The organism is Streptococcus parasanguinis (assembly GCF_032163505.1).
Taxonomy (GTDB): domain Bacteria; phylum Bacillota; class Bacilli; order Lactobacillales; family Streptococcaceae; genus Streptococcus; species Streptococcus parasanguinis_V.
On sequence record NZ_CP134147.1, the window covers coordinates 434,482 to 455,309 of the forward strand.

The 20,828-nt window shown below is 41.4% G+C and carries 17 protein-coding genes; 14 read left to right on the forward strand and 3 right to left on the reverse strand.

Annotated elements, in window-relative coordinates:
• Positions 1-84 precede the first annotated feature (84 nt).
• Both RIN70_RS02300 and RIN70_RS02305 read right to left on the reverse strand, forming a co-directional pair.
• The gene (locus RIN70_RS02300; protein WP_003010256.1) at positions 85-825 is read right to left on the reverse strand and encodes an amino acid ABC transporter ATP-binding protein; all 741 of its coding nucleotides are present in this window, start codon (positions 823-825) and stop codon (positions 85-87) included.
• Positions 825-2,387 carry an ABC transporter substrate-binding protein/permease gene (locus RIN70_RS02305; RefSeq protein WP_313790655.1) on the reverse strand — a complete coding sequence of 521 codons (1,563 nt, stop codon included), beginning with the start codon at positions 2,385-2,387 and terminating at the stop codon, positions 825-827. Before RIN70_RS02305 ends, RIN70_RS02300 begins: the two co-directional genes overlap by 1 nt.
• Before the next feature lie 117 nt (positions 2,388-2,504).
• Between RIN70_RS02305 and RIN70_RS02310 the strand changes: the two genes are divergently transcribed.
• The 9 genes from RIN70_RS02310 to sufB all read left to right on the forward strand — a co-directional run bounded on the left by RIN70_RS02310 (position 2,505) and on the right by sufB (position 12,720).
• Positions 2,505-4,412, forward strand: coding sequence for a DUF2207 family protein (locus RIN70_RS02310; RefSeq protein ID WP_313790656.1), 1,908 nt, complete (start codon positions 2,505-2,507; stop codon positions 4,410-4,412).
• A 108-nt stretch (positions 4,413-4,520) separates the two neighbouring features.
• Positions 4,521-5,357, forward strand: a complete 837-nt coding sequence (locus RIN70_RS02315) for an undecaprenyl-diphosphate phosphatase (RefSeq protein WP_013904699.1) — start codon at positions 4,521-4,523, stop codon at positions 5,355-5,357.
• Positions 5,358-5,492: 135 nt separating this feature from the next.
• Positions 5,493-6,230: an adaptor protein MecA gene (gene mecA, locus RIN70_RS02320; RefSeq protein ID WP_003004768.1), complete on the forward strand. Its 738-nt coding sequence runs from the start codon at positions 5,493-5,495 to the stop codon at positions 6,228-6,230.
• Positions 6,227-7,384, forward strand: coding sequence for a glycosyltransferase family 4 protein (locus tag RIN70_RS02325; RefSeq protein ID WP_070595575.1), 1,158 nt, complete (start codon positions 6,227-6,229; stop codon positions 7,382-7,384). The genes mecA and RIN70_RS02325 overlap by 4 nt, the downstream gene beginning before the upstream one ends.
• A gap of 134 nt (positions 7,385-7,518) precedes the next feature.
• Positions 7,519-8,289 carry a Fe-S cluster assembly ATPase SufC gene (sufC, locus tag RIN70_RS02330; RefSeq protein ID WP_003004238.1) on the forward strand — a complete coding sequence of 257 codons (771 nt, stop codon included), beginning with the start codon at positions 7,519-7,521 and terminating at the stop codon, positions 8,287-8,289.
• 66 nt (positions 8,290-8,355) lie between these two features.
• Complete coding sequence (sufD, locus tag RIN70_RS02335) at positions 8,356-9,618, forward strand: Fe-S cluster assembly protein SufD (RefSeq protein WP_129824526.1); 1,263 nt, start codon at positions 8,356-8,358, stop codon at positions 9,616-9,618.
• A 9-nt stretch (positions 9,619-9,627) separates the two neighbouring features.
• Positions 9,628-10,854, forward strand: coding sequence for a cysteine desulfurase (locus tag RIN70_RS02340; protein ID WP_070674936.1), 1,227 nt, complete (start codon positions 9,628-9,630; stop codon positions 10,852-10,854).
• A complete protein-coding gene (sufU, locus tag RIN70_RS02345; RefSeq protein ID WP_003010276.1) occupies positions 10,841-11,275 on the forward strand; it encodes a Fe-S cluster assembly sulfur transfer protein SufU in 435 nt (144 codons plus the stop codon). The genes RIN70_RS02340 and sufU overlap by 14 nt, the downstream gene beginning before the upstream one ends.
• Positions 11,276-11,307: 32 nt before the next feature.
• The gene (sufB, locus tag RIN70_RS02350; protein WP_070674939.1) at positions 11,308-12,720 is read left to right on the forward strand and encodes a Fe-S cluster assembly protein SufB; all 1,413 of its coding nucleotides are present in this window, start codon (positions 11,308-11,310) and stop codon (positions 12,718-12,720) included.
• A 58-nt stretch (positions 12,721-12,778) separates the two neighbouring features.
• On the opposite strand, the gene RIN70_RS02355 is transcribed toward sufB, so the two are convergent.
• Positions 12,779-14,020, reverse strand: coding sequence for a serine hydrolase (locus RIN70_RS02355; protein WP_070674942.1), 1,242 nt, complete (start codon positions 14,018-14,020; stop codon positions 12,779-12,781).
• Positions 14,021-14,225: 205 nt separating this feature from the next.
• On the opposite strand from RIN70_RS02355, the gene RIN70_RS02360 reads away from it, so the two are divergent.
• From RIN70_RS02360 to RIN70_RS02380, 5 genes are all read left to right on the forward strand, one after another.
• On the forward strand, positions 14,226-16,211 hold the full coding sequence (locus RIN70_RS02360; RefSeq protein WP_070595567.1) for a peptide ABC transporter substrate-binding protein: 1,986 nt from the start codon (positions 14,226-14,228) through the stop codon (positions 16,209-16,211).
• Between the two features lie 73 nt (positions 16,212-16,284).
• Entirely contained in the window at positions 16,285-17,784 is a 1,500-nt protein-coding gene (locus tag RIN70_RS02365; RefSeq protein ID WP_118095846.1) for an ABC transporter permease, read from the forward strand.
• Positions 17,784-18,710: an oligopeptide ABC transporter permease OppC gene (gene oppC, locus RIN70_RS02370; protein WP_003010290.1), complete on the forward strand. Its 927-nt coding sequence runs from the start codon at positions 17,784-17,786 to the stop codon at positions 18,708-18,710. The genes RIN70_RS02365 and oppC overlap by 1 nt, the downstream gene beginning before the upstream one ends.
• An 11-nt stretch (positions 18,711-18,721) precedes the next feature.
• The gene (locus RIN70_RS02375) at positions 18,722-19,789 is read left to right on the forward strand and encodes an ABC transporter ATP-binding protein (protein ID WP_003010293.1); all 1,068 of its coding nucleotides are present in this window, start codon (positions 18,722-18,724) and stop codon (positions 19,787-19,789) included.
• Positions 19,790-19,799: 10 nt separating this feature from the next.
• Positions 19,800-20,726 carry an ATP-binding cassette domain-containing protein gene (locus RIN70_RS02380; protein WP_003010296.1) on the forward strand — a complete coding sequence of 309 codons (927 nt, stop codon included), beginning with the start codon at positions 19,800-19,802 and terminating at the stop codon, positions 20,724-20,726.
• The last annotated feature ends 102 nt before the right edge of the window (positions 20,727-20,828 follow it).

The following is a 20,828-nucleotide window of genomic DNA, read 5'->3' on the forward strand; positions in this document are numbered from 1 at the left end:
TCTCTGGTTTTTTCGATGCCTCAAAAGCAGAAGCGATACAAAAACAGCTTGCTTCCATACTGGTAAGCAAACTGTTTCAAGAGATTAATGTAAGAAGCGTTGAAGAAATTCCTTGGTCCGTTCTTCTTTTGGATTGCTAAAGATTTCTTTCGGATCTCCTTGCTCAGCGATGACACCCTTGTCCATGAAGATGACCCGGCTAGAGACATCGCGGGCAAATTCCATTTCGTGGGTTACGACAATCATGGTGAGTCCTTCTTTAGCGAGGTCCTGCATGATTTTCAAGACTTCCCCAACCATTTCTGGGTCTAGGGCAGAAGTTGGTTCATCAAAGAGAATGGCATCAGGATCCATAGAGAGGGCGCGTGCGATGGCGACCCGTTGCTTTTGACCACCTGAAAGTTGTTTCGGACGGGCAGCCCAATATTGAGATCCCATACCGACTTTTTCAAGGTTTTCCTTTGCAACTTTCTCTGCAGTTTCACGATCGCGCTTGAGGACGGTTGTTTGTGCAACGATGGTATTTTCCAAGACGTTTAAATTTTCGAAGAGATTAAAGCTTTGGAAAACCATCCCTAATTTCTCGCGGTAGTGGGTAAGATCATACTCAGGATCAAGAACATTTTGTCCACGATAGAGAATCTCTCCAGCTGTAGGAGTCTCTAGAAGATTGATGGAGCGAAGGAAGGTTGATTTTCCGCTACCAGAGCTCCCAATGATGGAGATCACCTCTCCTTTTTCAACGGTGAGCGAAATATCTTTCAAGACCTCATTTTGACCGTAAGATTTTTTTAAATGTTGGATTTCAAGAATTTTTTCTGCCATTATTTCACCTCTTTGACTTGCATTTGATTGGCACCTGTAGTATAAGTATCAGAATCTAAGCGACGTTCGATGTAGCGAAGGATTCGTGTGATAGTAAAGGTGAGAACGAAGTAAATCACAGCAATGATCGTAAAGGTTGGGAAGTATTGGTAGTTTTGAGTTGCGACCGTATTTCCTGTAAAGTACAGTTCAACTACAGAGATAACATTCAAAACAGATGTATCCTTGATGTTAATAACAAATTCATTCCCTGTTGCTGGCAAGATATTGCGAACAACCTGTGGAAGGACGACCTTGCGCATGGTTTGTCCATGGGTCATTCCTAGAGCAGTCGCTGCTTCAAACTGACCTGGATCCACTGCTAGGATCCCACCACGAACAATCTCACTCATATAAGCTCCGGTATTGATTGATACGATAAAGATGGCGGCCCAGGTACGATCCAAGGAAATGTTGAAGGCTTGGGCGGAACCGTAGAAAATGACCATGGATTGAACGATCATCGGAGTTCCACGGAAGATTTCAATGTAGACATTGAGGAACCAACCAAAGGCAGTTTGGCATCCAGCAAGGAATTTATTTTTAGCCTTCGGAGCTGTCCGGAAGACACCGATTAACAAACCGATAATCAACCCAGCAATGGTACCTGTCATGGAGATTAAGAGGGTCATTCCAGTTCCCCGTAAGAACTGTGGGCCATTATCCTTTAAAATCTTCATCATTTGGCTAAAGAATGTCTGCTTATCATCACTAGCATCACTGGAAGCTGGTTGCTTCTTAATCATATCATCCATGAGTTTGACTTGGTCTTCAGACGAAATCTTAGCTAGTGCGGCATTGACTTGGTCAATTCTAGTGTCACCCTTCTTCATCCCGATAGCGATCGTCGCATCTTCTTCCCCAACTTCAAATCCTTTTTTGAATTGAATCATCTTAAATTTAGAATTAGCGGACTCGGCAGTTAGGGCTTCGGGACGTTCGGAAACATAAGCATCGATGACGCCGGATTCAAGCGCTTGACGCATTTGAGCAAAGTCTCCCATGGCGGTTTCTTGTTTTGCCCCTTTGAGTTGAGAAATGAGCGAGTAGAGGTAGACCCCTTGTTGAGAGGTAACCTTTGCATCTTTAAAGTCATCTAGACTAGTAGCATTCGCATAGTTTCCGTCTCTGCGGACCAGCATGACTGGCTCGCTGGTATAGTAGCTATTAGAGAAGGCGACCTCTTTTTTACGTTCAGCAGTGGGACTCATCCCGGCGATAATCATATCGATTTTACCAGATGTGAGTGCTGGAATTAAACCGTTCCAAGATGTTTTCACGATCAAAGGTTTTTTACCTAAATCCTCAGCAACTTTTTTGGCGATTTGGACATCGTACCCATTAGCATATTGGTTGGTACCATCAATCTTCACGGCTCCATTTGAATCATCTTCCTGGGTCCAGTTAAAGGGAGCGTAGGCCGCTTCCATTCCGATTCGTAAATAGTCATCTGCATGAGCAACCTGTGTGATGCCTAGGCAAATGAAAAGCCCTGTTAAGAGCGCGAATAATGTTTTTTTCATTTTTTCTCCTCTTCCTTATTTTAACTCTTCCTATTGTACGGTAAAATAGGTTGCATTTCAAGCATGCTCCTCTTTTTATTTAAAAAATGCTATAATAATACAAAGGAGCGTGATCAAATGAAAAAGTATTTGTATGTTTTTTTCGCCTTTCTGGCCTGCCTTTTTGTCAGTCAGAATGTCCATGCATCTAGTCCATCTTATGATGTATTGTACTATGGTGGAACCTTGACCTTGGACACCTGGGACGACGCCACCTATGAGGAGGAGTTGGTCTATTATTTCAAAGATTCTTATAGAGGGCAGTATGTTAGCCTAGGAACTGCGGGGAACATGCCACAAGGCTTTGCAATTGAGATGCCGCCAAAGGTTGAGGTGGAAGGCCGTGATCTTCAAAGAGAACCCGAGATTACGAATCTAGGTGATGGCTACCGAGTGAAAATTTATAACAGTGGAGTGGCGACAGATACAGTCAAAATTAAAGTCACATGGAAATTAAAAAATCTTCTTTATTCACACAAGGATATCTTGCAGTTGAACTGGAAACCAATTACTGATGGTGATCAGAAGGTGGATGAAGTTCAATTTCGTGTCATTCCTAAGTTCGCACCAGCCAATGCCCAATCGGAACTGTATATCCATACAGCCTTTATGGGACCAGATGTGACTGTAAAAAAAGAAGATGGAATCTATTCTGCTACTTTCTATAACTTAGGCAAGGGAAAAGCGGTGGAGTTGTATGGATACTGGTTGAAGTCAGACTTATCTACTTTGTATGATTCTGGTCGAAATACAGGTTTGACCAAATTGGATGAATTTCATAAGAACCAAGCCAAAATTGAACAAGAAAAATACTGGACACGCATGTTTTGGAAATGGATCTTGCCAGCCTTAATTATTGCACTCTGGCTTCTTTCTCTCTTGGGTCGCAATCGGTTCAAAAAAATGATTTGGCCTGGTGTTACCTATCCGACCGATACTCGTCTTTATGAGATTCCACAGGACATTGCACCTCTAATTATGAGTTCGGTTGTTTATTCAGCTGAATTAGACGAGGCCTCCCCGACCAATAAAGAGAAGGCGACTCCTCCGGTATTTACATTTGAAAAAATGCTTCAAGCTACGTTGCTGGATTTGATGGATCGTGGAGTGATTGTCTACGAGCAACAAGGAAATGAAGTTGTTTTGACCAGGAAGTCTCATGGACATGTGGATGATTTTGAACGCTCTTTTATGAATATGGCTTTTGGGGATCAGGTTTCCTGTACCGTTAAAGATCTCTTTAAGAATTATGAATTTAGTGATGACGTATACAAACATGCCAAAAAAGCAGATCAAGATGCTATTCGTTCGCTAGGAAGTAGGGCTCAGGGTCGCTTTGATGCTGCTGTCAACCAGGTAGCCAAAGATGTTCATCGCAAGGTGGAAGATCTCCATTTGCCAAGCTACTATCGCCCTTTAGAGGCAAATGAAGAAGCGCAAGCTAGACGAAGCCTCTTCTTTGGTTGGGCTGCTTGGTTTATCGCCCTTGGAGCAGAAATCTTTGCCATCTTTGGGATGGGTTGGTTCTCTGTTCCTTGTTTGATAGGGATCCTCATACTTTGGTTTATGCCAGTGCGCTTCAATGGTGTCTTTAAAGCATGCTTACGAGATGGGGTTGTCAATCTTGCGGGTGCTGAGCAACGCTATTACTGGGATAGTTTTGGTCGGATGTTGAAAGAGATTGCCCACCTCAACGAAGCAGAGTTGCAGTCTCTAGTCCTATGGAATCGCTTATTGGTCTATGCGGCCTTGTATGGTGTAGCCGATCAGGTCACAAAGGTCATGAAACTTCGGAATATTCAGTTAGAAAATCAAGCCTTAAACGCCTTCGTTTACACCCCATTCTATCATGATGTGACCCACTCAAGTCATGCCATGTCTACTTATGGATCGACAGCATCGACAGCTAGTCATTTCACAGTTTCTTCTGGTAGTGGAGGAGGCTTCTCTGGCGGAGGAGGCGGAGGAGGCTTTGGCGCCTTCTAAGTAGCGCTGAGAATGGTCTTGGTCGCTCTGTCCCTTCTAGTTTAGAAGGCCTGGTCCAGTCCATAGATTTATGATATAATAGAGCAAATGTAAGTTTAGGAGAAAAAGATGTTTCTGATCGAATTAATCAAGGCGGTTCTTTTTGGGATTGTCGAGGGGATTACAGAATGGTTACCGATCTCAAGTACAGGTCACTTGATTCTGTTACAGGATTTTGTGCAGTTTAAAAATCAAGATCCAGCCTTTATGGAGATGTTCAATGTTGTGATCCAATTGGGAGCGATCCTAGCGGTTGTGGTGATTTATTTCGATAAATTATATCCCTTCAAACCTGGTAAATCTCCACTAGAAGTACGTCGAACTTGGCAATTATGGGCAAAAGTTGCGGTTGCAACCCTTCCGCTTGTCTTTGTTTTTAAATTAGATGATTGGTTTGAGGCGCATTTCCACAATTCGATTTCCGTTGCGATTATGTTGATCACCTACGGGATTGCCTTTATCTATCTGGAAAGACGGGAACAAGTTGAGCCAGCAGTAACGGAGTTGCATAAGCTCCCTTATCGAACAGCTCTTTATATCGGACTCTTCCAAGTTTTATCGCTATTTCCAGGAACAAGCCGTTCAGGTGCTACGATTGTAGGTGGTTTGATCAATGGTGTTAGCCGCCCAGTGGTGACAGAATTTACCTTTTATTTGGGGATTCCAGCCATGTTTGGGGCTAGCCTCTTAAAGGTTGGAAAATTCGCTCTTGGCGGACATTCACTAGCACTGGGGCAACTCTTTATTCTACTGGTAGCGATGGGAGTGGCCTTTGTGGTCAGCATGTATGCCATCCGCTTCTTGACAGATTATGTGAAAAATCATGATTTCACCGTCTTTGGGAAATACCGGATCGTTCTTGGTTCCATCTTGCTATTGTATGGACTCTTCCGTGTTATTTTCTAAGAGAACGGTTGAACTTGATCAAATTGTTTTCTGAGGTTGGAGACTTTTGTCCCGACCTCTTTTCGATGCATCCTTTTTTTGAATTCTATCCAATTTTTTAGTATAATAGTAAGACTAGAAGTATGAGGTTATGCTATGAAGATGAAGCAAATTAGTGATTCAACAATTAAGATCACGATCCAACTAGAAGACTTAGAAGAACGTGGAATGGAAATTGCTGATTTCCTTGTCCCACAAGAAAAAACAGAAGAATTTTTCTACGCTATTTTGGATGAACTCGAAATGCCAGAAAGCTTCCTGGATAGCGGGATGCTGAGTTTTCGTGTGACACCAAAACCAGACAAATTGGATGTTTTTGTTACCAAATCAAAAATTGACCAACAATTGGATTTTGAGGATTTGTCAGATCTTCCTGATATGGAAGAGTTGTCGCGCATGACGCCAGATGAATTTATCAAAACCCTGGAAAAAACAATCTCTGATAAGACAAAAGGGGATGCAGAAGCCATTCACCATTTGGAACAAGAAGAGTTGCGGGACAATCAAGAACAAGATCCTACATCTGAAGCACCAGTAAGTCAGTATATTTATTACATTTTGCGTTTTTCAAATATCCAGCAAGCAGTTGCCTTTTCAAAAACGGTCAGCTTTCCAGTGGATACCTCTGAATTATACAAAATGGGATCTGATTATTATTTAACCGTCTTGATCGATACAGAGGATCAACCAAATCAATATCCAACCTGGTTACTTGCCATCATTCGGGAGTATGCGGATGATTCAGAAGTGACACGAGCTGTTCTGCAGGAACATGGTCACTTACTAATGGTGTCTGGTGCGATTGAGAATTTGAAGAAAGTTGCTAGCTTATGATGTCTTTTTCCTTGCAATTTGTTCTGGTGCTGATTGGAACTTTTATGATTGCCTTGGTATTGACGCCCTTGGTTCGCTTGTTCTCCTTTAAGATTGATGCCGTAGATTATCCGAATGCGCGTCGGATCAATACCAAGCCCATGCCAAGCGCGGGTGGACTGTCTATTGTGATTGCTTTTTCAATTGCGACTCTCATCTTTATTCCTATGCTGACATCCACTACCGCACCAATCAAAAGTTACCTATCTTATACCTTGCCGGTCGTGGGCGCAGGATGGATTATCGCTCTCACAGGCTTGATCGATGATGTAAAAGAGTTGTCTGCCAAGAAAAAGATGATCGGCATCCTGCTGGCAGCGAGCCTGGTCTGGTTTTTGACAGATTTTCGGCTGAATGATTTCAAGATTCCATTCGGTGGTCCCTTACTTCATTTTGAACCGTGGCTTTCTTATCTTTTGACAGTGATTTGGATTGTTGCTATTACCAATGCGGTCAATCTGATTGATGGATTAGATGGCTTGGTGAGTGGGGTCTCTATTATTTCCCTAGTGACAATGGGGATTGTATCCTATTTCTTTCTACCAGTACCCAATCTCTTTCTGACCATGACGATCTTTGTATTGGTTGCGTCCATCGCTGGTTTCTTTCCCTTTAACTACCATCCGGCCATTCTCTATTTGGGAGACACCGGTGCCTTGTTTATCGGATTCATGATTTCTGTTTTGTCCTTGCAAGGTTTGAAAAATGCGACAGCTGTTGCAGTAGTCACCCCAATGATTATCCTTGGTGTACCGATTACAGATACCTTTTTAGCCATTATCCGTCGGACCCTGTCTGGTCAAAAATTCTATAAACCGGATCGCAATCACTTGCACCACCGACTTCTGTCTCTGGGCTTGACACATCGGGGAACTGTATTGGTGATCTATGGAATCTCGATGATTTTCTCCTTGATTTCTCTCTTGCTCAACATCTCGAGTCGCATTGGGGGCGTCCTACTTGTGATCGGGCTCTTGTTTGGAGTAGAGTTGTTAGCAGAATTGATTGGGGTTTTAGGGCCACATCATAGTCCTTTGTTAAATGTTCTGCGCTATATAGGGAATTCTTCCTATCGGGAGGAAGTTCGTCAAAAACGAAAAGAAAAAACTAAATAAGAATAGTTCTAATCAAAAGAAAAGCCATTTAGGCTTTTTTTTGATATACTTGAAAGGTAAAAAAATACTTTGTGATGAAGGAATCGATGCTTTGAGAACCTTCTAGACTTCAAAGTAAAAAGAAAGGGAATGCAATGTCGACATTAGAAATTAAAGACCTTCACGTTGAAATTGAAGGCAAAGAAATTTTAAAAGGTGTAAACCTGACCCTAAAAACTGGTGAGATCGCAGCCATCATGGGACCAAACGGAACAGGGAAATCTACTCTGTCAGCTGCCATTATGGGAAACCCAAACTATGAAGTAACTAAAGGGGAGATTCTGTTTGATGGTGTCAACATCTTGGAATTGGAAGTAGACGAACGTGCACGGATGGGCTTGTTCCTTGCCATGCAATACCCTTCAGAAATCCCAGGAATTACGAATGCAGAATTTTTACGTGCAGCCATGAATGCTGGTAAAGAAGAAGACGAGAAGATCTCTATTCGTGATTTTATCAAAAAATTGGATGAAAAGATGGAACTGCTCAACATGAAAGAAGAAATGGCAGAACGCTATTTGAACGAAGGCTTCTCTGGTGGTGAGAAAAAACGCAATGAAATCCTTCAATTGTTGATGTTGGAACCAACATTTGCCCTTTTGGATGAAATTGACTCTGGTTTGGATATCGATGCTCTTAAGGTCGTATCTAAAGGGGTTAATGCAATGCGGGGTGAAGGTTTTGGAGCTATGATCATCACCCACTACCAACGTTTGTTGAACTATATTACTCCTGACGTCGTTCATGTGATGATGGAAGGCCGTGTCGTGCTTTCAGGTGGGCCAGAATTGGCTGCACGCTTGGAACGTGAAGGCTATGCCCAACTTGCAGAAGAACTCGGTTACGACTATAAAGAAGAACTATAACCTGATGACAAGTGAACTAATGTTGTCATAAAATCAAACAGATAGTATCTTTATTAGGAGAAAAAAATGAGTATTGAAAATATTACCCTCTTTTCGGAACTGCATGCTGAGCCAAGCTGGCTGCAGGATTTACGAAAAAAAGCTTTTGACAAGATCGATCAGTTGGAATTGCCGGCCATTGAACGCGTCAAATTCCACCGCTGGAATCTTGGAGATGGGACGATCACAGAAAGCGAGGCTTCTGCCAATGTTCCTGATTTTACAGCCCTCGATTCAAACTTAAAATTGGTCCAAGTTGGAACTCAAACTGTATTTGAACAGGTGCCACAAGCCTTGGCAGACCAAGGAGTCCTTTTCACAGATTTCCATACTGCCCTAGAAGAAATTCCGCAGGTGGTAGAAGACTGCTTCATGTCTTCAGTCAAATACGACGATGATAAACTAGCAGCTTACCACACAGCTTATTTTAATAGTGGGGCTGTCCTTTATATTCCAGATAATGTTGAAATTTCAGAACCAATCGAAGGCATTTTCTACCAGGATAGCGACAGTGATGTACCTTTTAATAAGCACATTTTGATTATCGCAGGCAAAAACAGTAAGTTCAGCTATTTGGAACGCCTAGAATCAAAAGGTAATGGCTCAGCAACAGCAACTGCTAATGTGACGGTTGAGGTGATCGCCCGCTCAGGTGCCCAAGTGAAATTTGCGGCGATTGACCGCCTGGGTGAAAATGTCACAGCCTACATCAGTCGACGTGGAAAACTAGGTCAGGATGCCAGCATTGATTGGGCTATCGGTGTTATGAACGAAGGTAACGTGGTTGCAGATTTTGACAGTGACTTGGTTGGAAACGGAAGTCATGCAGATTTGAAAGTCGTTGCCTTATCAAGCGGTCGTCAGGTACAAGGAATTGACACCCGCGTGACCAACTTTGGTTGCAACTCGATCGGAAATATCTTGCAACACGGGGTTATTCTTGAAAAAGGAACCTTGACCTTCAACGGAATTGGTCATATTATCAAGGGGGCTAAAGGAGCAGATGCCCAGCAAGAAAGCCGTGTCTTGATGTTATCGGATCAAGCACGTTCAGATGCCAACCCAATCCTCTTGATTGATGAAAATGACGTCACAGCAGGCCATGCTGCATCGATCGGTCAAGTGGACCCAGAAGATATGTATTACCTCATGAGTCGTGGTCTGGATCAACACACAGCAGAACGCTTAGTGGTGCGTGGTTTCTTGGGATCTGTTATTGTTGAAATCCCAGTTAAAGAAGTACGTGATGAAATGATTGCTACCATCGAAGAAAAGTTATCTCAACGCTAAGGAGAAACAATGCTAGATAAAAATACGATTGCTCAAGATTTTCCCATTCTCGATCAACTAGTCCACGATGAGCCTTTGGTTTATCTAGATAATGCAGCGACGACGCAAAAACCTAAACGTGTTCTTGAAGCAGTTAATCACTATTATTTGCAAGATAACGCCAATGTCCACCGTGGAGTCCATACCTTGGCTGAACGAGCGACAGCTGCTTATGAGGCGGCGCGTGAGAAAGTCAGAAAATTTATCAACGCTTCATCAACCAAGGAGGTGCTCTTTACAAGAGGGACAACGACTGGACTCAACTGGGTAGCCCGCTATGCAGAAGAAGTCTTAAAGGAAGGGGATGAAGTCCTGATTTCCATCATGGAACATCACTCCAACATCATTCCTTGGCAGCAAGCCTGCAAGAAGACAGGAGCAAAACTGGTCTATGTCTATCTAAAAGATGGCTTACTGGATATGCAGGACTTAAAGAGCAAGCTTAGTGAGAAGACAAAATTTGTCTCCATCACCCATGCTTCGAATGTCTTAGGGGTGGTCAATCCGATCAAGGAAATTGCTCGATTAGCTCATGAAGTTGGAGCGATCATGGTCGTAGATGGGGCTCAATCAACCCCTCATATGGCCATTGATGTACAAGACTTAGATGCGGATTTCTTTGCTTTTTCTGGCCACAAGATGGCTGCACCAACAGGGATTGGTGTCCTCTATGGGAAGGAAGAAATCTTAGAGCAAATGTCTCCGATCGAGTTTGGGGGCGAGATGATTGACTTTGTTTACGAACAATCTGCATCTTGGAAGGAATTGCCTTGGAAATTTGAAGCTGGAACACCTAATATGGCGGGCGCAATTGGTCTTGGTGCAGCAATCGATTACTTAGAAGAGCTGGGTATGGACCAGGTAGAAGCGCATGAGCAAGAACTGATTGCCTATGTGTTTCCAAAATTACAGGCTATCGAAGGCTTGACTATCTATGGTTCCCAAGACTTAGCCCAACGTTCTGGCGTCATTTCTTTTAATCTAGGGGATCTCCATCCGCATGACTTAGCAACAGCACTAGATTATGAAGGGGTTGCCGTTCGTGCAGGTCACCACTGTGCACAACCGCTCCTTCAATACCTACAAGTCCCAGCGACAACGAGAGCAAGTTTTTATATCTACAACACCAAAGCGGACTGTGATAAATTAATTGAGGCATTGATCAAAGCAAAGGAGTTTTTCAATGGCACTTTCTAAATTAGATTCGCTGTACATGGCGGTCGTAGCTGACCATTCAAAACACCCCCATCACCAAGGGCAGATTGAAGATGTTGATCAGATCCAACTCAACAATCCAACTTGTGGAGATGTGATCCAGTTAAGTGTGAAATTTGATGAGAATGACAGGGTGGAAGATATTGCCTTTGTTAATTCAGGCTGTACGATCTCAACAGCTTCAGCTAGTATGATGACAGATGCTGTAATGGGAAAAACAAAAGAGGAAGTTGAAGAATTGGCACAGGTCTTTTCAGAAATGGTCCAAGGCCAGTCAGATCCTCGGCAAGAGGAGTTGGGAGATGCAGCCTTCTTATCTGGAGTCTCAAAATTCCCACAACGGATTAAATGTGCAACCCTCTCCTGGAATGCTCTCAAAAAAGCGATCGAACGTAGCAAATAATTAAAAGAAGAAACAGAGAAAGAAAGGAAATTATGGCTGAAGAAAGAGTCGAACCGAAACCAATTGATCTCGGTGAATATAAATTTGGATTTCACGATGACGTTCAACCCATTCTCTCTACCGGGAAGGGATTGAATGAAGCGGTTATTCGTGAATTGTCTGCAGCAAAAAATGAACCAGAATGGATGCTCGAATTCCGTTTGAAATCTTTTGAAACCTTCCAAAAGATGCCCATGCAAACCTGGGGAGCCGATCTATCAGAGATTGACTTTGATGATTTGATCTATTATCAAAAACCTTCGGATAAACCTGCCCGTTCATGGGACGAAGTTCCAGAGAAAATCAAGGAAACCTTTGAGCGTATTGGGATTCCTGAAGCAGAACGTGCTTACTTAGCAGGGGCTTCTGCTCAGTATGAATCAGAAGTGGTTTACCACAATATGAAAGAAGAGTTTGAAAAGTTGGGGATTATCTTTACCGATACGGATTCTGCCCTAAAAGAATATCCAGATCTTTTCAAACAGTATTTTGCGAAGTTGGTACCACCAACGGATAACAAATTGGCTGCCCTCAACTCAGCAGTCTGGTCTGGTGGAACCTTCATTTATGTGCCAAAAGGCGTAAAAGTAGACGTTCCCCTTCAAACTTACTTCCGTATCAACAATGAAAATACAGGTCAGTTTGAGCGTACCTTGATTATCGTGGATGAGGGAGCAAGTGTTCACTATGTAGAAGGCTGTACAGCACCGACCTATTCAAGCAATAGCCTCCATGCCGCGATTGTTGAGATCTTTGCCTTAGATGGTGCTTATATGCGTTACACGACCATCCAAAACTGGTCAGACAATGTCTACAACTTGGTCACCAAGCGGGCCAAAGCTCAAAAAGATGCCACAGTTGAGTGGATCGATGGGAACTTAGGAGCCAAGACAACCATGAAGTATCCATCTGTTTATCTGGATGGAGAAGGAGCGCGTGGGACCATGTTGTCCATTGCCTTTGCGAATGCAGGTCAACACCAAGATACAGGTGCCAAGATGATCCACAATGCCCCTCACACTAGCTCGTCTATCGTGTCGAAATCCATCGCGAAAGGTGGCGGAAAGGTAGACTACCGTGGACAAGTTACCTTTAACAAAAATTCCAAGAAATCAGTTTCTCACATTGAGTGTGACACCATTATCATGGATGATTTATCTGCATCAGATACCATTCCATTTAATGAAATCCACAACTCACAAGTTGCTTTGGAGCACGAAGCTAAGGTTTCAAAAATCTCAGAAGAACAACTGTATTATTTGATGAGTCGTGGTTTGTCTGAATCAGAAGCGACAGAAATGATTGTCATGGGATTTGTAGAGCCCTTTACAAAAGAACTTCCAATGGAATACGCCGTTGAGTTAAACCGACTCATTAGCTACGAAATGGAAGGATCTGTAGGATAATTCGTTTTAATAGCAAAATAAAATCACAATGGATTTGACTCCATTGTGATTTTTTTGCTTATAGCTTTTCGTTGACATAACGAACGAATTCATTCCACCAAACCTTTAAGAAGAAGCTTTTCTCAATGGTTCTTCCTGCTACCATATCGACCGTTGGCTCTTGATCTTCTAAGTAGCCACGTCCGATTTTATCTGGATCAGTGTAGTGTATTTTTCCAAGATTTGTGCCTGATTTGACAGGTGCTCGGAATGATTCTTGGTCACTCTTGAATTGAATTTTTGGTTCTGCTTGACTACCTTGTTTTTCGACGATATAGAAGTCTTTTTTTGCAACAGCTAAAACAGTCTCTGACTTCCCATCCATGATAGTTGCCTTACTTTTTCCGTAGGGATCTCCTTCTTTTACGACAATGGAAGAAACAAAGGTCCGTACCACGTAGTTCATCAGAGAAGAAGTAGCCACAAAACGTGCATATGGATCACCGTCAACTGCCTCCACTCCTAGGACAACCGTGATCATGTGGATGCCATTTTGCGTCGTTGAAGCAGCAAATGTGATACCACCTTTGGTAGAGTTGCTGACCCGAAGGCCGTCGACTCCCGAACGGTAATTCGGCATGCCTTCTAGCATCAGGTTGGGGTTTTCAATCTGCGTGTTTGAAAAAAGAGCAGTGGGTTTTGAAGTATATTTGGTCACTTCAGGAAAATCCTGGAGTAAGTGCTTGGCAATGACAGCAATATCATAAGCACTCAATTGATTTTCGTCTCCTTTCCCGTCAGGATCTCCGCTAATGGTTTGAGTATTTAATCCGGTAGCATTAATTAAATGAGGAGATTGAATGCCCCATTCAGAAAGTTTTTGCTTCATTTTTTCAACGAAGCTTTTTTCGGAGCCCCCCACTTTCTCAGCTAAGGCCAAGGCAGCAGTACTAGAATTTCCAACTAAAAGAGCAGTCAATAACTGTTCAACCGTATATTGGTTCGCTTCCATAGGAAGAGTACCAGCACCTTCGATATCATTTAAAGCCAGAGCTTTCTCAGACAATTTGATAGGATCTTTTAGAGAAAGTTTTTTTTCATGAATAGCTTCGAAAATCAGATAAGTGGTCAAGAGTGTAGATAGACCCCCCACATCTCGCTTTTTCTCTGAATCCTTTTCATATAAAATTTTACCTGTATCAGCTTCAACAGCAATAGCACTTTGAGCAGGAAGTTCTAGCTCATCTGCCAGAACGACTTGATAAGGTAAACTGCATAACAGCAGGATGAAGGTTAAAAAAGAAAGAAAGAATTTTTTCACAGTTGTTTCCTCGTTGCTTAGTCCTCTATATTGTATCATACAAATGATTAATGGAAAATTGTAAAATCATCAATTAGGCTAAAAAGTCAGTCATAGCAAGGTTTTTGAATAGTGATAAAACGAATATTCAGAAAATTTAGTTTACTTTTTTTTCTACTTGTGATATAATCTTAAACAAATCTAAAAAAACTATTGGAGAATTCCTATGAAAAAAGGTAAAGTATTCGCAGTTGCCGGAGTAACACTCCTTGCAGCTGGATTGTTAGCTGCATGTTCTAGTTCAAATACTAGCAAAGCAAGCTCAGGCGAAGACAAAAACTATGGTTATGTCTACACTACTGACCCAACAACTTTGGACTATACTGTGTCTTCTAAATCTGCCACTCAAGATCTCACTACAAACATCGTAGACGGTTTGATGGAAAATGACAAGTATGGAAATCTTGTGCCATCACTTGCGGAAGATTGGTCTGTTTCAAAAGACGGTTTGACTTATACCTACAAGATTCGTAAGGGTGTTAAATGGTACGATGCAGATGGTGAAGAACGCGGTGAAGTGACTGCCAAAGACTTCGTGACTGGTTTGAAACACGCTGCTGATAAAAAATCAGAAGAACTTCCACTAGTTCAAGGCTCAATCAAAGGCTTGGATGATTATGTGCAAGGAAAAACTACAGACTTCAGCCAAGTTGGTGTCAAAGCGGTTGATGATTACACACTTCAATATACATTGAACAAACCTGAAACCTTCTGGAACTCTAAAACAACAAACGGAATCTTGTTTCCAATTAGCACAGATTTCTTGAAGAGTAAGGGAGATGATTTTGGTCAACCAAACGATGTGAAATCAGTCCTTGCAAACGGACCTTTCCTTCTTAAATCTATTACATCAAAATCATCTGTTGTATTTGAAAAGAATGACAACTACTGGGATAAGAAAAACGTTCACGTCAAGGAAGTAAAACTTACTTATTACGATGGATCAGACCAAGATTCATTGGCACGTGGTTTCTCTGATGGAGCTTATACAGCTGCTCGTCTTTTCCCATCAAGCTCAAACTTTGCAACAGTAGAGAAAAAATACAAGGACAATATCTATAACACACCAGCTGGTTCAGGTGTAGCAATCCTTGGTTTCAACATCGATCGTCAATCTTACAAACACACTGCAAAGAAATCAGATGCTGAAAAATCTTCTACTAAGAAAGCAATCTTGAACAAAGATTTCCGTCAAGCCATCACTTTTGCCTTGAACCGTGAAAACTACTCAGCACAAGTCAATGGTAAAGAATTTGCTAAACCAGCTATCCGTAATACATATGTTGCACCTGCATTCGTACAAGTAGACGGAAAAGACTTCGGAAATGTAGTTGCAGATAAGTTGACTACTTATGGAGACCAATGGAAGGGTATCAACCTTGAAGATGGTCAAGATGGTCTTTACAACAAAGATAAAGCGAAAGCACAACTTGAAAAAGCCAAAGCTGAACTTCAAAAAGACGGCGTTCAATTCCCAATTCATATTGACGTTCCTGTTATTCAAAATGCAACAAGTATAGTTACACGTATGCAATCATTGAAACAAACGGTAGAAGAAACTCTTGGTAAAGACAACGTAGTTGTTGACCTTCAAATGATGGACCAAGACGAAGTGTTGAACATCACATTGAATGTTCCATCAGCTGCAGATGCAGATTGGGATCTTCAAGGTATGGTCGGTTGGAACCCAGACTATCAAGATCCATCAACTTACCTTGATACGCTTCAACCATCTTCTGAAGACCAAACAAAAGTTTACCTTGGTTTTGCAGGTGGTGTAGATAACCCATCAGCTAAAGCTGTAGGTTTGGATGAGTTTGCAAAACTTCTTGACGATGCAAACAACGAAACACAAGATGTTGTGAAACGTTATGAAAAATATGCAGCAGCTCAAGCTTGGTTGACAGATAGCGCAATTGTAGTACCTACAATGTCATCATCAGGAGCAGCAACTGTTATCTCTAAAGTGGTACCATTCTCTGGTGCTTCAGCTCAAGCTGGTAACAAAGGATCAGCATACTTCAAATATGTAGAAGTTCAAGATGAACCTGTTACTAAGAAACAATACGATGAAGCTCTTAAGAAATGGCAAAAAGAAAAAGTTGAGTCAAACAAAAAAGCTCAACAAGATCTTGAAAAACACGTTAAATAATTAAATTATTGCTTTTCATTAGAACTTTCTCTTCTAGGGGAGAAAGTTCTTTTGGACATTAAAGGAATGAAATATGAAAAAATATGTTTTTATGCGTATTTTGCGTTCGTTAGTGTCGATCTTTCTCGTCACGACATTAACCTACATGATTATCTATACGCTAACACCGAGAAATCTCATCTTTAAGAATGACCCCAACTACAATAAAGTAGCGAAGACAAAAGATTCGAAGATCAACTACGAAAATACAGTCTATGATCGCATGGGTTATTTGGAATACATGGATTCAAAGAGCTTGCAACAAAAAGCAAGTAAAGAAGATTCTTCCGTAACGGTTGATGCGACAAATGCCAATGAAAAGATCTACAAAAAATATATTGAAAAATTAGGTCATGGTTGGCAGTTGAAACGTTTCCCAGAAAGTAAGTCTTTCTATGCGGTGCGTGAAATTCCGGTTTTTGAACGTGTTATTAGCTTCTATGCGAATTTGATTCAATTTGATCATCCAGGTTGGGTGAAAGATGCCTCGAATCCAAATCTTAAACGCTATATCCGTATTGAAAATGATCCATCTATTGGGTGGTCTGTAGTGGGTTCTGGTACGAAACACAAATACCTCTTGTACTTTAATGGTCAGTTCCCATATGTACACCAAAACTTTGTGACCTTAAACCTTGGAAATTCATATCCAACTTATTCAAATACCCCTGTTCTTCAAGTTATTACCCAAGGACAAGGAACGACTAAGAAGAGTGAAGTGAACTTCCCAACAGGTAAAAAGACATCTTCCATCGATATCTACTCACGTACCTACAAATCACCAAGTAAGGCAGACTCACAAGATATCAGTCGATTTGGTAAAGGGGATGCCTATACAGCAACGTTGAGCAACTATGAGAATCCATCCATGATTGCATCTTCTTCAATCATTGGTTTGATTGGTATTGCGATTGCCTACTTGATTGCGATCCCACTAGGATCTTATATGGCTCTTTTCAAGAACTCATGGTTTGATAGCATCTCTACTGCGGCCTTGACATTTATGATGTCTCTCCCAACCATTGCCCTTGTCTATATCGTGCGTCTAGCAGGTTCATTCTTTGGACTTCCAGACTCATTCCCAGTACTTGGAGCACAGGACTGGCGTTCATATGTATTGCCGTCTCTGATTCTTGGTTTATTGAGTGCGCCATTTATCGCCGTTTGGATTCGTCGTTATATGATCGATATTCACTCTCAGGATTTCGTCCGTTTTGCTCGTTCAAAAGGATTGTCAGAACGTGAGATCTCAAGAAAACACATCTTCAAAAATGCGATGGTTCCACTAGTTTCTGGAATTCCAGGGGCTATCATTGGAGTTATCTCAGGTGCGACGTTGACTGAAACAGTCTTCGCTTTCCCAGGTATGGGTAAAATGTTGATTGACTCTATTAAAGCATCAAACAACACCATGGTCATCGGACTTGTCTTCATCTTCACATCACTTGGTATCTTTGCTGCCATGTTAGGTGATATCTTGATGACAGTGCTTGATCCACGGATTAAATTAACGAATACGAAAGGAGGCAAATAATGGCTACAATCGATAAAAATAAATTTCAGTTTGTAAAACGTGATGACTTTGCCTCTGAAGTAATCGATGCTCCAGCGTATTCATACTGGAAATCTGTATTCAGACAATTCTTGAAAAAAAGAACCACTATCATTATGCTTGCTATTTTGATTGGGATTCTCTTGATGAGTTTTGTCTACCCGATGTTTTCAAATTTTGATTACAACGACGTAAGTAAGGTAAATGACTTTTCAGCACGTTTGAATCCACCAAGTGCCAAAGCTTTCTTTGGTACAGATAATAACGGTAAATCCCTCTTTGATGGAGTTTGGTTTGGTGCTCGGAATTCAATTATCATTTCCTTCATCGCCACTGTTATTAACGTGGTTGTCGGAGTTATCGTTGGTGGAATTTGGGGGATCTCAAAATCCATCGACCGTATCATGATGGAAGTTTATAACGTTATTTCAAACATTCCGTTTATGTTGATCGTTATCGTCTTGACTTACTCAATGGGATCTGGTTTCTGGAACTTGATTCTTGCCATGTCCTTAACTGGATGGATCGGAATTGCCTATACCATTCGTGTCCAAATCATGCGTTACCGTGATTTGGAGTACAACCTTGCCAGCCGAACATTAGGAACACCAACTTTGAAAATTGTTACGAAAAATATTTTGCCTCAATTGGTATCTGTTATCGTGACACAAACATCACAGTTACTTCCAAGCTTTATTTCTTACGAAGCTTTCCTTTCCTTCTTCGGACTTGGTCTTCCAATCACAGTTCCAAGTTTGGGACGCTTGATTTCTGACTATTCTCAAAACGTAACTACAAATGCCTACCTATTCTGGATTCCGCTTACTGTTTTGATTTTAGTATCCTTGTCATTCTTTATCGTCGGACAAAACTTGGCCGATGCCAGCGACCCACGTACACATAGATAGGAGGAGTAGATATGACATCAAATAACAATATTATTTTATCTGCTCAAGATATCGTAGTGGAATTTGACGTGCGCGATCGCGTATTGACAGCTATTCGTGGCGTATCGCTTGAGCTAGAAGAAGGTGAAGTTCTTGCCTTAGTTGGTGAGTCAGGTTCAGGGAAATCAGTTTTGACAAAAACGTTCACCGGAATGTTAGAAGATAACGGCCGTATTGCCCAAGGTTCGATTAAATACCGTGGTCAAGAATTGACAGATTTGAAATCGAATAAAGATTGGGAAAATATTCGTGGATCTAAGATCGCTACAATTTTCCAAGACCCAATGACAAGTTTGGACCCAATCAACACAATTGGTTCACAAATTACAGAAGTCATTATCAAACACCAAGGGAAAACAGCTAAAGAAGCCAAAGAAATGGCTTTGGACTATATGGAGAAAGTTGGAATTCCAGATGCTGAACGTCGTTTTGATGAGTATCCATTCCAATATTCAGGTGGGATGCGTCAACGGATCGTTATTGCCATCGCCTTGGCCTGCCGTCCAGATATCTTGATCTGTGATGAACCAACAACAGCCCTTGACGTAACCATTCAAGCGCAAATCATTGATTTGTTGAAATCCCTTCAAAAAGAATACCAATTTACAGTTATCTTTATCACCCACGACTTAGGTGTGGTTGCAAGTATTGCAGATAAAGTAGCCGTTATGTATGCTGGAGAAATTGTTGAGTTTGGTAAAGTAGAAGAAATTTTCTACGATCCAAAACATCCATACACATGGAGCTTGCTTTCAAGCTTGCCTCAATTGTCAACCTCAGATGGTGATCTATACTCTATTCCAGGGACTCCGCCATCATTGTATGCCCCAATCAAAGGAGATGCCTTCGCACTTCGTTCAGATTATGCGATGCAGATTGATTTTGAAGAAGAGGCACCTGCTTTCAAAGTGACCGATACTCACTGGGCTAAGACATGGTTGCTCCATCCAGATGCACCAACAGTTCATAAACCAGAAGTAATCGAAAACCTTCACGAAAAGATTGGCTCAAAAATGGGCTTCACCCACATTACAGAATAGGAGGAAGGAAATGACTGAAAAATTAGTTGAAATTAAAGATTTAGAAATTTCCTTCGGTGAAGGAAGTAAAAAATTCGTTGCTGTAAAGAATGCCAATTTCTTCATTAATAAGGGAGAAACTTTCTCTCTTGTTGGTGAATCAGGAAGTGGGAAGACAACAATTGGACGTGCTATCATCGGTTTGAATGATACAAGTGCTGGAGAAATTATTTATGACGGTCGCAAGATCAACGGAAAAAACTCTCATAGTGAAAAATCAGAGTTGATCCGTAAAATTCAAATGATCTTCCAAGACCCAGCAGCAAGTTTGAATGAACGTGCAACAGTTGATTATATTATCTCTGAAGGTTTGATCAACCACCATTTGTTTAACAGCGAAGAAGAACGTCAGGAAAAAGTAAAAAATATTATGCATGAAGTTGGGCTTCTAGCAGAACATTTGACACGTTATCCTCACGAATTCTCAGGTGGTCAACGTCAACGGATCGGTATTGCCCGTGCACTTGTCATGGAACCGGAATTTGTCATTGCGGATGAACCAATCTCAGCCCTTGACGTTTCAGTACGTGCGCAGGTCTTGAACCTTTTGAAAAAATTCCAAAGAGAATTAGGCTTGACCTACCTCTTTATCGCCCATGACTTGTCAGTTGTGCGCTTCATTTCTGACCGTATTGCAGTTATCTATAAAGGGGTTATTGTAGAAGTAGCAGAAACTGAAGAGCTATTTAACCACCCAATCCATCCATACACCCAATCCCTGCTTTCAGCGGTCCCAATTCCAGATCCAATTCTAGAACGTAAAAAAGTTCTAAAAATCTACGATCCAGAACAACATGATTACTCTGAAGATAAACCACAAATGGTTGAAATTAAACCAGGTCATTATGTATGGGCTAACAAAGCTGAAGAAAACAAATACAGACAAGAATATAAATAGAGAGGATTCCCTCTCTATTTTTTTATTTCAAAAAAACTTTCAAAAAAATAAAATTTTTTGGAAAAAAGTGTTGACAGTAAGGGCAGGTCATGATATACTAAT